At 67.0% G+C, this 11,239-nt stretch carries 12 protein-coding genes; 7 read left to right on the top strand and 5 right to left on the bottom strand.

The window, feature by feature from the left end; genetic code table 11:
• Positions 1–198: 198 nt before the first annotated feature.
• Positions 199–1,356 (top strand): MalY/PatB family protein, encoded by a 1,158-nt coding sequence (locus ACIP0B_RS21835; RefSeq protein WP_400835915.1) that lies wholly within the window; start codon positions 199–201, stop codon positions 1,354–1,356.
• A gap of 259 nt (positions 1,357–1,615) precedes the next feature.
• Complete coding sequence (locus ACIP0B_RS21830; RefSeq protein ID WP_085583823.1) at positions 1,616–2,395, top strand: TSUP family transporter; 780 nt, start codon at positions 1,616–1,618, stop codon at positions 2,393–2,395.
• On the opposite strand, the gene nudC is transcribed toward ACIP0B_RS21830, so the two are convergent.
• The 3 genes from nudC to ACIP0B_RS21815 form a co-directional block, all read right to left on the bottom strand.
• Positions 2,363–3,193, bottom strand: a complete 831-nt coding sequence (gene nudC, locus ACIP0B_RS21825) for an NAD(+) diphosphatase (RefSeq protein ID WP_400835913.1) — start codon at positions 3,191–3,193, stop codon at positions 2,363–2,365. The two genes, ACIP0B_RS21830 and nudC, sit on opposite strands and share 33 nt — an antisense overlap.
• A 6-nt stretch (positions 3,194–3,199) precedes the next feature.
• On the bottom strand, positions 3,200–4,012 hold the full coding sequence (locus ACIP0B_RS21820; RefSeq protein WP_400835911.1) for a crotonase/enoyl-CoA hydratase family protein: 813 nt from the start codon (positions 4,010–4,012) through the stop codon (positions 3,200–3,202).
• Between the two features lie 220 nt (positions 4,013–4,232).
• Entirely contained in the window at positions 4,233–5,006 is a 774-nt protein-coding gene (locus tag ACIP0B_RS21815) for a methyltransferase domain-containing protein (RefSeq protein WP_400835909.1), read from the bottom strand.
• Positions 5,007–5,149: 143 nt separating this feature from the next.
• On the opposite strand from ACIP0B_RS21815, the gene ACIP0B_RS21810 reads away from it, so the two are divergent.
• From ACIP0B_RS21810 to pncA, 4 genes are all read left to right on the top strand, one after another.
• On the top strand, positions 5,150–5,683 hold the full coding sequence (locus tag ACIP0B_RS21810) for a tetratricopeptide repeat protein (RefSeq protein WP_400835907.1): 534 nt from the start codon (positions 5,150–5,152) through the stop codon (positions 5,681–5,683).
• Positions 5,684–5,754: 71 nt separating this feature from the next.
• Positions 5,755–6,231, top strand: coding sequence for a sigma-70 family RNA polymerase sigma factor (locus ACIP0B_RS21805; protein WP_400835905.1), 477 nt, complete (start codon positions 5,755–5,757; stop codon positions 6,229–6,231).
• Positions 6,228–6,986, top strand: a complete 759-nt coding sequence (locus ACIP0B_RS21800) for an anti-sigma factor family protein (RefSeq protein ID WP_400835903.1) — start codon at positions 6,228–6,230, stop codon at positions 6,984–6,986. The genes ACIP0B_RS21805 and ACIP0B_RS21800 overlap by 4 nt, the downstream gene beginning before the upstream one ends.
• A gap of 52 nt (positions 6,987–7,038) precedes the next feature.
• The gene (gene pncA / locus ACIP0B_RS21795) at positions 7,039–7,665 is read left to right on the top strand and encodes a bifunctional nicotinamidase/pyrazinamidase (protein WP_400835901.1); all 627 of its coding nucleotides are present in this window, start codon (positions 7,039–7,041) and stop codon (positions 7,663–7,665) included.
• Between the two features lie 134 nt (positions 7,666–7,799).
• Here the strand turns inward: pncA and ACIP0B_RS21790 are convergent, their stop codons facing one another.
• Together ACIP0B_RS21790 and ACIP0B_RS21785 are read right to left on the bottom strand one after the other, a co-directional pair.
• The gene (locus tag ACIP0B_RS21790; protein WP_400835899.1) at positions 7,800–9,101 is read right to left on the bottom strand and encodes an ATP-binding protein; all 1,302 of its coding nucleotides are present in this window, start codon (positions 9,099–9,101) and stop codon (positions 7,800–7,802) included.
• A gap of 4 nt (positions 9,102–9,105) precedes the next feature.
• Positions 9,106–9,807, bottom strand: coding sequence for a response regulator (locus ACIP0B_RS21785; RefSeq protein ID WP_400835897.1), 702 nt, complete (start codon positions 9,805–9,807; stop codon positions 9,106–9,108).
• A 265-nt stretch (positions 9,808–10,072) separates the two neighbouring features.
• On the opposite strand from ACIP0B_RS21785, the gene ACIP0B_RS21780 reads away from it, so the two are divergent.
• Positions 10,073–11,230: an efflux RND transporter periplasmic adaptor subunit gene (locus ACIP0B_RS21780; RefSeq protein ID WP_400835895.1), complete on the top strand. Its 1,158-nt coding sequence runs from the start codon at positions 10,073–10,075 to the stop codon at positions 11,228–11,230.
• The last annotated feature ends 9 nt before the right edge of the window (positions 11,231–11,239 follow it).

Here is an 11,239-nt window from a genome sequence, read left to right as displayed (position 1 = left end):
CATCGCCAGCAGGCTGGCTCCCACAGGGGAATGTGTGTGCAACCCGAAGCACGCGGTCATCCGCCGATACCTTTGTGGGAGCCAGCCTGCTGGCGATGGCGGCCTGCCTGACGCAGCGCAATGACCGCCCGGTCGCGCAAGGGCAGGCAGTGGCTTATCATGGCGCCCATCAACGACCCCGCCTTCACGAGACCCCGCATGACTTTCGATTTTGATCAGGTATTCGACCGCCACGACACCGGCAGCACCAAGTGGAGCCGCTATGCGGCCGACGTGCTGCCGATGTGGGTCGCTGACATGGATTTCGCCGCGCCGCCGGTGGTCATCGAAGCGCTGCAACAGCGCCTGCTGCACCCGCTGGTGGGCTACAGCGTGGCCCAGGACAACCTGCGCCAGGCCATCGTCGCCGACCTGTGGGCCAAGTACGCCTGGCGCGTGCAGCCCCAGGAGCTGGTGTTCCTGCCGGGGGTGGAATCGGGTTTCAACATGGCGCTCAAGGCGCTGGTGCAGCCGCAGCAGAACGTCGTGGTGCAGACCCCGAACTACCCGCCGCTGCGCCACGCACCGGGGCATTGGGGCCTGAACAAGGTCGAACTGGATTTCATCGAACAGGACGACGGCACCTACGCCACCCCGCTGGACGCCTTGCGCCAGTCCCTCGAAGGCGGCGGCGCGCTGCTGCTGAGCAACCCGCACAACCCGATCGGCAAGGTGTTCGGCCGTGAAGAGCTGCAAGCGGTGGCCGACCTCTGCGTGCAGCAGGACGCCTGGATCATCTCCGACGAGATCCACGCCGAGCTGTGCTACGACGGCCGCGTGCACATTCCGACCGCCTCCCTCGGCGCCGACATCGCCAAACGCACCATCACCCTGATGTCGGCGAGCAAGGCCTACAACATCGCCGGGCTGAAGACCTCGTTCATGATCATCCAGGACGCCGCCCTGCGCGAGCGGGTCAACCACGCCCGCTGCGGCATGGTCGACAGCGTCAACCCGCTGGGCATGGAAGCCACCCGCGTGGCCTACAGCGAGGCCGGGCCGTGGCTCAAGGCGCTGAAACAGTACCTGCAGGCCAACCGCGATTACCTGGTCGAGGCGGTGCGCAGCCGTCTGCCGGGCGTGTCGATCAACGTGCCCCAGGGCACTTACCTGGCCTGGCTCGACTGTTCGGCGCTGGACCTGGGCGACCCGCAGCGGTTTTTCCTCGAACACGCCAAGGTCGGCCTGAGCGCCGGTTCGGACTTCGGCGACCACAGCCAACAGTTCGTGCGCCTGAACTTCGGCTGCCCGCGTTCGATGCTCGAAGAGGGCATTGCCCGGCTGGAACGCAGCCTGGCGCAACGGCGCGGCGCCTAAACCGCAAAACTGTAGGAGCTTGCCTGCAAGCGATGGCGCCGGCATTGCCGACATTTATGGAGGCTGATCCACCGCCATCGCCAGCAGGCTGGCTCCCACAAGGGGCCGGGGGGTGTTCGGAATCGGTGGTCGCCGCAGATCACTGTGGGAGCGGGCTTGCCCGCGATAGCGTCAGACGGGTCGCCGCAACATCCAGAAATGAGTAACATGGCCGCCCGTCCCCGCAGCCCGTCTGCGCCCTGCCGAATAAGCCGATTCCATGCCTTTCGATCTCAGCGTTGACCTCACCACCCTGGCCATCCTGGCCCTCGTCGCGTTCATTGCCGGTTTCATCGACGCCATCGCCGGCGGCGGCGGCCTGTTGACCACCCCGGCCCTGCTCACCGCCGGCCTGCCGCCGCACCTAGTGCTGGGCACCAACAAGCTGAGCTCGACCTTCGGCTCCGCCACCGCCAGCTTCACCTTCTACCGGCGCAAGCTGTTCCACCCAAGGCAGTGGATGCACGCGATCGTCGGCACCCTGGTCGGCGCGCTGACCGGCGCCATCGTCGCCCACTATCTGCCGGCGGAATGGCTGAACAAGATGCTGCCGGTGATCGTGTTCGCCTGCGGCCTGTACCTGCTGTTCGGCGGCACGCCGAAAGCGCCGCTGGACAGCGACGCACCGATCAAGAAGACCTGGCAAGGGCCGCAAGGCTTCAGCCTGGGCTTCTACGACGGCGTGGCCGGCCCCGGCACCGGCGCGTTCTGGACGGTGAGCAGCCTGCTGCTCTACCCCATCGACCTGGTCAAGGCCAGCGGCGTGGCGCGCAGCATGAACTTTGTCAGCAACGTCGCGGCGCTGGCGGTGTTCGTGTTCTCCGGGCAGGTGGACTGGATCATCGGCCTGTGCATGGGCCTGTCGGTGATGGTCGGCGCGTTCTTCGGGGCGCGCACCGCGATCAGCGGCGGCGCCAAATTCATCCGGCCGGTGTTCATCACCGTGGTGCTGGGGCTGACCGTGCGGCTAGCCTGGCAGCACTGGTTCAGCGTGGCCTAAGCGACGGGCCACGTAGACGTCGATCAGATAACGTGCAATCGATTTCGACGCCGGCAACGGCGGCAGATCGTGCACGTTGAACCACTGGGCGTCTTCGATTTCGTCTTCCTGGCAGACAATCTCGCCGCCGGCATATTCGGCATGAAAACCCAGCATCATCGAATGCGGAAACGGCCAGCACTGGCTGCCCATGTACTGAATGTTCTTCACTTCGATGCTGACTTCCTCACGCACTTCGCGAATCAGGCAATCCTCGGCCGACTCCCCCGGCTCGGCGAACCCGGCCAGCGTGCTGTAGACCCCGGCGACGAAACGCGGCGAGCGCGCCAGCAGCACTTCATCGCCCCGGGTCACCAACACGATCATGCTCGGCGAAATGCGCGGATAGCTGCGCAGGTCGCAGGGCTGGCAGTACATCGCCCGCTCCCGCGGCACCTGGGTCATGGCCTGACCGCAGTTGCCGCAGAACCGGTGCTCGCGGGCCCAGGTGCCGATCTGCGCCGCATAGCCCAGCACCTTGTAGACGGTGTGGTCACCGTCGAGCATGAACGCCCGCAGGCCTTTCCAGCCGCAGCCCGGCACCTCGCTGTGGCTGCGCAGTTCCAGCAGGTACACCGGCTCGCCGTCGAGGTGGCCGATGCCGTGTTCGGCCAGCACCGACAGGTCCTGGCGCTTGAGCCATTCCCGGGGGAACAGCGCGCCGTTGTCGTCGAACAGGAAGCCTTCGGGGCTGCGCGCCACGGCCCAGCCGCCGGGTTGGTCGGTGTCCAGTACTGCAGTGGTCCAGCGAGATGTCATGGTTTCTCAATCCAGAAATTCGGGTTTCTGTTTGCTCATGTGGGCGGCCATGGCCACGCGCAAGTCGGTGGATTGCAGCATGGCGGCGTTCCAGGTGGCAACGTACTCGAGGCCGTCGTCGATGCCATGGTCGCGCATGTAGCTGATCATGGCCTTGGTGCCGGCGACCGCGATCGGCGACTTGGCGGCGATGTCGCGGGCGATGTCCATCACGCCCTCGATCAGGCTGTCCTTGTCGCCGTAGACGCGGTTGACCAGGCCGATGCTGCGCGCCTCTTCGGCGCCGAAGGTACGGCCGGTGTAGGCCAGCTCACGCAGCATGCCGTCGCCGACGATCCGTGGCAACCGTTGCAGGGTGCCGACGTCGGCGGCCATGCCGATGTCGATTTCCTTGATCGAGAATTGCGCGTCCTCGGCGGCGTAGCGCATGTCGCATGCGGCGATCAGGTCGATGGCGCCGCCCAGGCAGTAACCCTGGATCGCCGCCAGCACCGGTTTGCGGCAGTTGTCCACGGCATTGAACGAGGCTTGCAGGGTGAGGATCTTGCGCCGCAGCAGGCGCGCGTTGCGGCCGACGTCCTTGCCCAGTTCGTTGGCCACGCCGGCCAGCATCATCAGGTCGATGCCGGAGGAGAAATGCTTGCCGGCGCCGCTGAGCACCACCGCCCGCACTTCGTCGGTGTCGTCGATCCACTGGAACACCTCGACGATCTCGCTCCAGAACGCGGCGTTCATCGAGTTGATCTTCTCCGGGCGGTTGATCTGCACATGGGCGACGTTGTCGGCCAGTTCGACGCTGAAGGCGGTGTATTGGGTCATGGCAGAAATCCTTTACCGGGCATTGAATGAGGCCCGCACTATAACAAGGCACCTTGACCTGCAGTAAGGCAGCGGTTCGGCCAAAAGCGGGACTGGCCCGGCCTCGCCCCGAACCCTGCGGGAGCCAGCCTGCTGGCGATGAGATCAGTGAGAGCGCCGCAGGGTTGCGCCCTGTGGAGGCTGGGCTGACGCCATCGCCGGCGGGCTGGCTCCTACAGGGTCAACTGCGCCTCACCGCCACAAACGCCGCCGTCTCATAAGGCACCGTCACCACATCCCGGCCCCGCAGCTCGGGCTCGGAGAGGATCAGCGCGCGGATCCGCTCATCGACCTTCGCCCGCTGCGCCGCCGGCAGCGCGGCGATAAAGCTGGTGGAGCGCACCCGGTTGAAGATCACGTCCTCCGGCGAGCCGGTATGGCCGTGGTGAAAGCGCTGCACCTGCAACGGCCCGAACGCCGGATGCGGAAACGCCTGGCGCCAGGCGCCGGTGTAGTAGCGCGGGGTGTCGCCCTCCAGCGCGTTGACGATGGCGTCGAGCTTCGGCACCCAACTCACTTGCGTGTCGCGCAGGTTCCAGATCAGCCCGAGCCGGCCGCCGGGCTTGAGCACCCGGGCGATTTCGTCCAGCGCCTCGGCCGTGGCGAACCAGTGGAACGCCTGGGCGCAGACCACCGCGTCCACCGAGGCGTCCGGCAACGGCAGGTCGGTCGCCGTGCCGCTGACCGCCAAGGCCTTGGGCCAGGTGACGGCGAGCCGGTCGAGCATCTGCGCCACCGGTTCCACGGCGATCACCTGGGCGCCGGTCGCCAGCAGCCGGCCGGTGAACTTGCCGGTGCCGGCGCCGAGGTCGATCACCGTCTTGTGGCCGTCGAGCCCGAGCGTGACGCTCAGCCAGTCCCCCACTTGGGGCGGATAATCCGGACGGCCTTTGACATAAAGGTCGGCGGCGCTCTTGTAGCCGGCGGTGGCTGAGTGATGGACCTGATCTTTCATGGCGCACTCCAAAAAGACGACGGACGCCGACGAGCATAGCGTCCGGAATTGGGCTTACCTTGAACGAACCCTGACAAAGCGATGAATAAAAATTCACCCTGGGGTGTTCAAAGTGAAACGTGACCCACAGTGGAGCCTTGCCCATGACTATCCGTTCCGTTATGTTCGCCGCCCCGTTGCTGATGGCCGCCGTTCTGGCCAGTCCCCTCGCCTTCGCCCACGGCGACGAAGACGAGCCGGTCAAGGCGCCGAACTGTCCCAAAGGCCAGGTGTACGACAGCAAGTCGCAGAAATGCGTCATGCAGACCAGCCACCTGCTGCCGGACGCCGACCGCACCGACTACGCCTACCGGCTGGCCAAGGCCGGCCGCTATGAAGAGGCCTTGGCGCTGCTCGACACCCTCCGGCAGCCGAACACCGCCAAGGCCCTGAACTATCGCGGCTACGCCACGCGCAAACTGGGGCGCACCGACGAAGGCATCGGCTACTACCTGCAATCGGTGAAGCTGGATCCGCAGTACGCGCAGGTGCGCGAGTACCTGGGCGAAGCCTACGTGGTGAAGGGCCGCATCGACCTGGCGCAGGAGCAGCTGCAACAGATCAAGGCGATCTGCGGCACGGCCTGCGAGGAGTACCGGGACCTGGCCGAAGCCATCAACGATTCATCGAAAACCTGACACGACACCCGGAGGCGATCATTTTCAGCGAACAGGCATTCCGAGCCGAACTGGGGCAACACCTGGCACGCTTGTGGCGCTATGGCCTGCTGCTGTCGCGCAACCGCCACGTGGCCGAGGATCTGGTGCAGGCCACCTGCGTGCGTGCCCTGGAGCGTTCCGGCCAATACGTGGCCGGCACGCGCATGGACCGCTGGCTGCTGAGCATCCTGCATTCGATCTGGCTCAATGAAGTGCGCGCCCGCCGGGTGCGCCAGGGCCAGGGCACCTCGGACGCCGACGGTCAGCTGGCGTTCGACGGCGAATACGCCGCCCAGACCCACGTGATGGCCGCGCAGGTGATCCGCCGGGTCGATGCCCTGCCGGAAACCCAGCGGGTGACCGTCTACCTGGCCTATGTCGAAGGGCTGTCCTACCGCGAGGTCGCCGAGATCCTGCAGGTGCCCATCGGCACGGTCATGAGCCGCCTGGCCACCGCACGCCTGAAACTGGCCGAGTACCCGCCGCTGCAAGCGGTGCCGAACACCCCCGCAGGAGACCGGCAATGAACACGCCTTCGGACGAACAACTGGTGGCGTACCTGGACGATGAGATCGACCGCGAACAACGCGACCTGCTGGACACCGCCATCACCGACGACCCGCTGCTGAGCCTGCGCGTGCAATGGCTGGCCCGCAGCAACCTGCCGTTTCGGGACGCCTACGACGAACTGGCCCGTCAGGCCCCGCTGGATCGCCTGCAAGCCAGGCTGGACGCCGCCCCCTCCCCGGCCCGCCCCGGCATCAGCCGGCGCTGGTTCATCGGTGCCGCCGCGGCCGCCCTGGCGCTGGGCGGCGTGGCGGCCGACCGCCTGTTCCTCGGCTGGCAGGCGCGGCAGCCGCACAATTGGCGGGCGATGGTCGGCGACTACATGGCGCTGTACGTGCCGCAGACCCTCGAACACCTGCCCACCGACGAAGCCTCCCAGCGCGCCCAGTTGCGCACCGTCGATGCGCGGCTGGGCCTGAGCCTGACCGCCGCGCAGCTGAAACTGCCCGGCGCCGAGCTCAAGCGCGCGCAACTGCTCGAATACGACGGCATGCCCATCGCCCAGCTGACCTGGCTGGACGCCGTCCACGGCCCGCTGGCGCTGTGCGTCATCCGCGCCAACAGCGGCAGCCGGCCCCTGGCCCACGAGCGGCGCCACACGATGAACGTGGTGTACTGGACGGAACGCGAGCACGCGTGGATGCTGATCGGCCACAATCCGCCCGGCGACCTGGAAACGCTGGCGCAAATGTTCAAGGACCGGCTCGGCGCCTGACCGAAGCGGCCGCTATGCTGGGTAAGTGATTATCCAGGGAGGAACACTGTTTATGCCGATCTCACCACGCTCTGCATTGCTGGTCATCGACGTCCAGAACGACTTCATTCCCGGTGGCCGGTTGCCGGTGCCCGAAGGCGACCTGATCGTCCCGCTGGTCAACCGCCTCGGCACCCGTTTCAAGCAAGTCATCGCCGCCCAGGACTGGCACCCGGCCGGCCACGCCTCGTTTGCCTCAAGCCATCCCGGCCACGGGCCTTACGATGTGATCCACCTGCCGTACGGCGAGCAGACCCTCTGGCCGGACCATTGCGTGCAGGGCTCGCCGGGGGCCGAGTTTCACCCGGGCCTGGACCTGCCCCACACGCAATTGATCATCCGCAAGGGCTGCAACCCCGACATCGACAGCTATTCGGCGTTTCTGGAGGCGGACCGGGCCACGGTCACGGGCCTGGCCGGTTACCTGAAGGAGCGCGGCGTCGACACCGTTTACGTGGTCGGGCTGGCCCTGGACTTCTGCGTGATGTTCACCGCGCTGGATGCGCGGGCGGCGGGGTTCAATGCGTTCGTGGTGCTGGACGCGTGCCGGGCGATCGACCTGAACGGCTCGCTGGCCGCAGCGGTCGAGCGGATGCAGGTGGCGGGCGTCGGCCTGATCCAGTCCAAAGACATCCTTTAGCCGCAACCCCTGTGGCGAGGGAGCTTGCTCCCGCTGGGGCGCGGAGCGGCCCCGCTTTTGGGTCTGCTGCGCAGCCCAGCGGGAGCAAGCTCCCTCGCCACAGGGGCTCTATGGCAAGTGCCCTCGCCACAGGATCAGGCCGGGGTCGGCAACCACAGCCGGAACCGCGCCCCGCCCAGCGGAGAGCTCTCCACGGTCAGCGTGCCGCCCTGGGCTTCCAGGGCCCGGCGGCTGATCGCCAGCCCCAGCCCGAAACCGCCCGTGGCCCGGTCGCGGCTGCGGTCGAGCCGGTAGAACGGCTCGAAGATCCGCTCGCGCTCGTCGTCCGGAATGCCGATGCCGTCGTCGTCCACCCAGATCTCGCACCCCTTCGGGCACACCTGCACGCCGACCTGAATGCGCTTCTCGCAGTAGCGCATGGCATTGCGCAGCAGGTTCTGCAAGGCCCTGGCGGTCAGCCGCGGATCCAGGGAGAACCGCTCAAGCTGACCGTGCAGCAGCACATCGATGACGACTTCCGAGGATTCCTGCTCGTCATCGACGCTGCCCAGAATGCTGTCGATGAACTCGTCCAGCGACACCTCGACCTGTTCCGGCAGTTTCCCCGGGTTCTGCAGGCGGCTGTAGGACAGCAGCTCCAGCACCAGGTCATCCAGTTCGCGGATATGCGCGACCAGCCCTTGCAGACGCTCGCGGCTGGCCGCCGGCAGGTCATCGGACAGCGCCAGCGCCAGGCCGAAGTCCAGGCGGGTCAGCGGCGTGCGCAATTCGTGGGACACCGCGTTGAGCAGGTCGCGCTGCTGGTTGAGCAGGTTCTCGATGTCGCTGGCCATGGTGTCGAACACATGGGCCAGGCTGCCGATGTTCGAGCTTTGGGCAATCTGCGTGCGCTCGCTCAGATGGCCCTTGCCGAAGCGCTCGGCGGTGCCCTTGAGGCGCTCCAGGTCGCGCCAGTGCGGACGCAGCCACAGCAGCAGGCACGCCAGCATCGTCGCGCCGATCAGCACGTTGATGCTCCAGTACAGCAGGTTGACGTCCATCGGATCCGGCGGCACCACCATCCGCACCGCCATCTCGTCATTGAGCGGCGTCACCGCCAGGGTGCGCCAGCCCCAGTCGCCGATGCGCACCACGTTCTCGCCGCGCAACAGGCGCTCGCGCTCGGGCGGGGTGAAATCCGCGTCGTCGATGCGCGCCAGGACGATGTGCAACGGCTGGAAGTCCTTGTCCATCGCCGCCGCCACCGTCGGCCATTGCTCCGGCGGCGCGGCGCGGAACTGCTTGGTGATCAGCGACTGCAGGCCCCGGGAAAAGTCGAGGTTGTAAGTGATGAAACGGTCCCGGAAGGCCATCACCACCAGGTCCGGCATCAGGTAGGTCGCGGCGCTGAACGAGACGATCGTCACCAGATAGAGGCGGAACAGGATTCTGAACATCGGCTCAGCATTCCCACTCGGAACGGCTGAACAGATAGCCCTTGCCCCACACCGTCTTGATCTTGCGCGCCTCGCCGGCATGGTCGTCGAACTTGCGCCGCAGCTTGGAGATGGCCACGTCCACCGAGCGGTCGGTGCCGTTGAACTCGATGCCGCGCAGGCGCTGCAGGATCTGGTCGCGGCTCAGCACTTCGCCGGCGTGGCGGGCCAGCACCACCAGCAGGTTGTACTCGCCGCTGGACAGCTCCACCGCCTGCCCGCGCCAGGTCACGGTGCGCTCCGACAGGTCGATGCACAGGTTGCCCATGACAATGCGGTCGTTGACCGTCATCGGCTCGCCCAGGCTGCTGCGGCGCAGCAAGGTGCGCACCCGTGCCAGCAGCACGCGGGGCTCGCAGGGCTTGGTGACGTAGTCGTCGGCGCCCATCTCCAGGCCCAGCACCTGATCGTGGCTGTCGTCGCGGGCCGTGAGCATCAGGATCGGCAACGTGGCCGAGTCGGCGCGCAGCAGGCGGCACACCTGCAGGCCGTCGAGGCCCGGCAGCATCAGGTCGAGGATCACCAGGTCCGGCGGGCTGAGCCGCGCCCGCTCGCGCACATGGTCGCCGCGACCGATCACGCTGACGGAATAGCCGTTGCGCTCCAGGTAGCTGGCAATCAGTTCGGCGAGGGCGGTGTCGTCTTCGACCAGAAGGATGTTGGGCATGGGGGTGTTCCAGAAAGTGCTGGGGCGACCGGACAACCGCCATCGCGGGCTGGCCCGCTCCCACAGGTTGGGTGCCTTGCTGCGGGAGCGGGCCTGCTCGCGATGGCGGCCTGTTTGTCGCAATAAATTTCAAGACGTAAAGGATATACGCCCTCACCCGTCCCTGACTAAAACCCTTACACAATTTCACACAGCGCCTACAAAGCTTCACCGCTGCCGGCGGTCGCTGCCCGTAGGATTCGCCCATCAACATTGGGGGTGGTACATGTCGAAGAAACTGCTGGCCGGGCTCGGCCTGATCGCAACGGCGCTGGCGCTCGGCGCCTGTGGTGCGTCCTCGGACAGCGAAGAGCAGGCGCCGCCGGCCACGGTGCGGATCGAGACCCTCCAGGCCCGTCCGCTGTCGGTCAGCAGCGAACTGAGCGGACGCATCGCCGCGCCGCGCATCGCCGAAGTGCGTGCGCGGGTGGCCGGCGTGGTGCTGCAGCGCACCTTCCGCGAAGGCAGCGACGTGAAAAAGGGCGATGTGCTGTTCCGCATCGACCCGGCCCCGTTCAAGGCCGACCTGGACAGCGCCGAAGCCGCGCTGCGCAAGGCCGAGGCCAATGCCTTCCAGGCTACGTTGCAGGAGCAGCGCTATGCCCAGCTGATCGGCGACAAGGCCATCAGCGCCCAGGACTACGACAACGCCCGGGCCAACGCGCGGCAGACCGCCGCCGACGTCGCCGCCAACAAGGCGGCCGTCGAACGCGCCAAGCTGAACCTGGGCTACGCCACCGTCACCGCGCCGATCTCCGGACGCATCGGCCGGGCGCTGGTGACCGAGGGCGCGCTGGTCGGCCAGAACGAAAGCACGCCGCTGGCCCTGATCCAGCAGCTCAACCCGATCCACGCCGACGTCACCCAGTCGACCCGCGAGCTCAACGAACTGCGCCGTGCCTTCCGCTCCGGCCAGTTGCAGCAGGTCGGCCAGGACCAGGTCAAGGCCACGCTGATCCAGGACGACGGCAGCCTCTACCCGTTGCCGGGCAAGCTGCTGTTCGCCGACATCACCGTCGATCCGGGCACCGGCCAGATCATCCTGCGCAGCGAGTTCCCCAACCCGGACCTGGATCTGTTGCCCGGCAGCTTCGTGCGCGTGCGCCTGGAGCAGGCGGTCATCCGCGAAGGCCTCACCGTCCCGCAACGGGCCGTGCAGCGCGACAGCGCCGGCATCGCCCAGGTGCTGACCCTCGACGATCACCTGCGCGTGGCCCAGCAGCCGGTGCAGCTGGGCGCGGTGCAGAACGACCGCTGGATCGTCACCGGCGGCCTCAAGCCGGGCGACCGCATCGTCGTCGAAGGCTTGCAGCACGCCCGCCCCGGCGAAACCGTGCAGATCGACGACACCCCTCTTCCACTCGCCCAGACTTCCGGGCAGTAAGCAGGACAC

The organism is Pseudomonas sp. NPDC089534 (assembly GCF_044749305.1).
In the GTDB taxonomy this organism is placed as follows: domain Bacteria; phylum Pseudomonadota; class Gammaproteobacteria; order Pseudomonadales; family Pseudomonadaceae; genus Aquipseudomonas; species Aquipseudomonas ekonensis.
The sequence above is the reverse complement of the archived record's forward strand: the minus strand, read 5'-3'. Positions and strand labels throughout refer to the sequence as shown.

Coding starts and splice junctions, on each gene's coding strand:
- ACIP0B_RS21835 (WP_400835915.1), top strand. CDS start 199: ATGACTTTCGATTTTGATCAGGTATTCGACCGCCACGACACCGGCAGC.
- ACIP0B_RS21830 (WP_085583823.1), top strand. CDS start 1,616: ATGCCTTTCGATCTCAGCGTTGACCTCACCACCCTGGCCATCCTGGCC.
- nudC (WP_400835913.1), bottom strand. CDS start 3,193: ATGACATCTCGCTGGACCACTGCAGTACTGGACACCGACCAACCCGGC.
- ACIP0B_RS21820 (WP_400835911.1), bottom strand. CDS start 4,012: ATGACCCAATACACCGCCTTCAGCGTCGAACTGGCCGACAACGTCGCC.
- ACIP0B_RS21815 (WP_400835909.1), bottom strand. CDS start 5,006: ATGAAAGATCAGGTCCATCACTCAGCCACCGCCGGCTACAAGAGCGCC.
- ACIP0B_RS21810 (WP_400835907.1), top strand. CDS start 5,150: ATGACTATCCGTTCCGTTATGTTCGCCGCCCCGTTGCTGATGGCCGCC.
- ACIP0B_RS21800 (WP_400835903.1), top strand. CDS start 6,228: ATGAACACGCCTTCGGACGAACAACTGGTGGCGTACCTGGACGATGAG.
- pncA (WP_400835901.1), top strand. CDS start 7,039: ATGCCGATCTCACCACGCTCTGCATTGCTGGTCATCGACGTCCAGAAC.
- ACIP0B_RS21790 (WP_400835899.1), bottom strand. CDS start 9,101: ATGTTCAGAATCCTGTTCCGCCTCTATCTGGTGACGATCGTCTCGTTC.
- ACIP0B_RS21785 (WP_400835897.1), bottom strand. CDS start 9,807: ATGCCCAACATCCTTCTGGTCGAAGACGACACCGCCCTCGCCGAACTG.
- ACIP0B_RS21780 (WP_400835895.1), top strand. CDS start 10,073: ATGTCGAAGAAACTGCTGGCCGGGCTCGGCCTGATCGCAACGGCGCTG.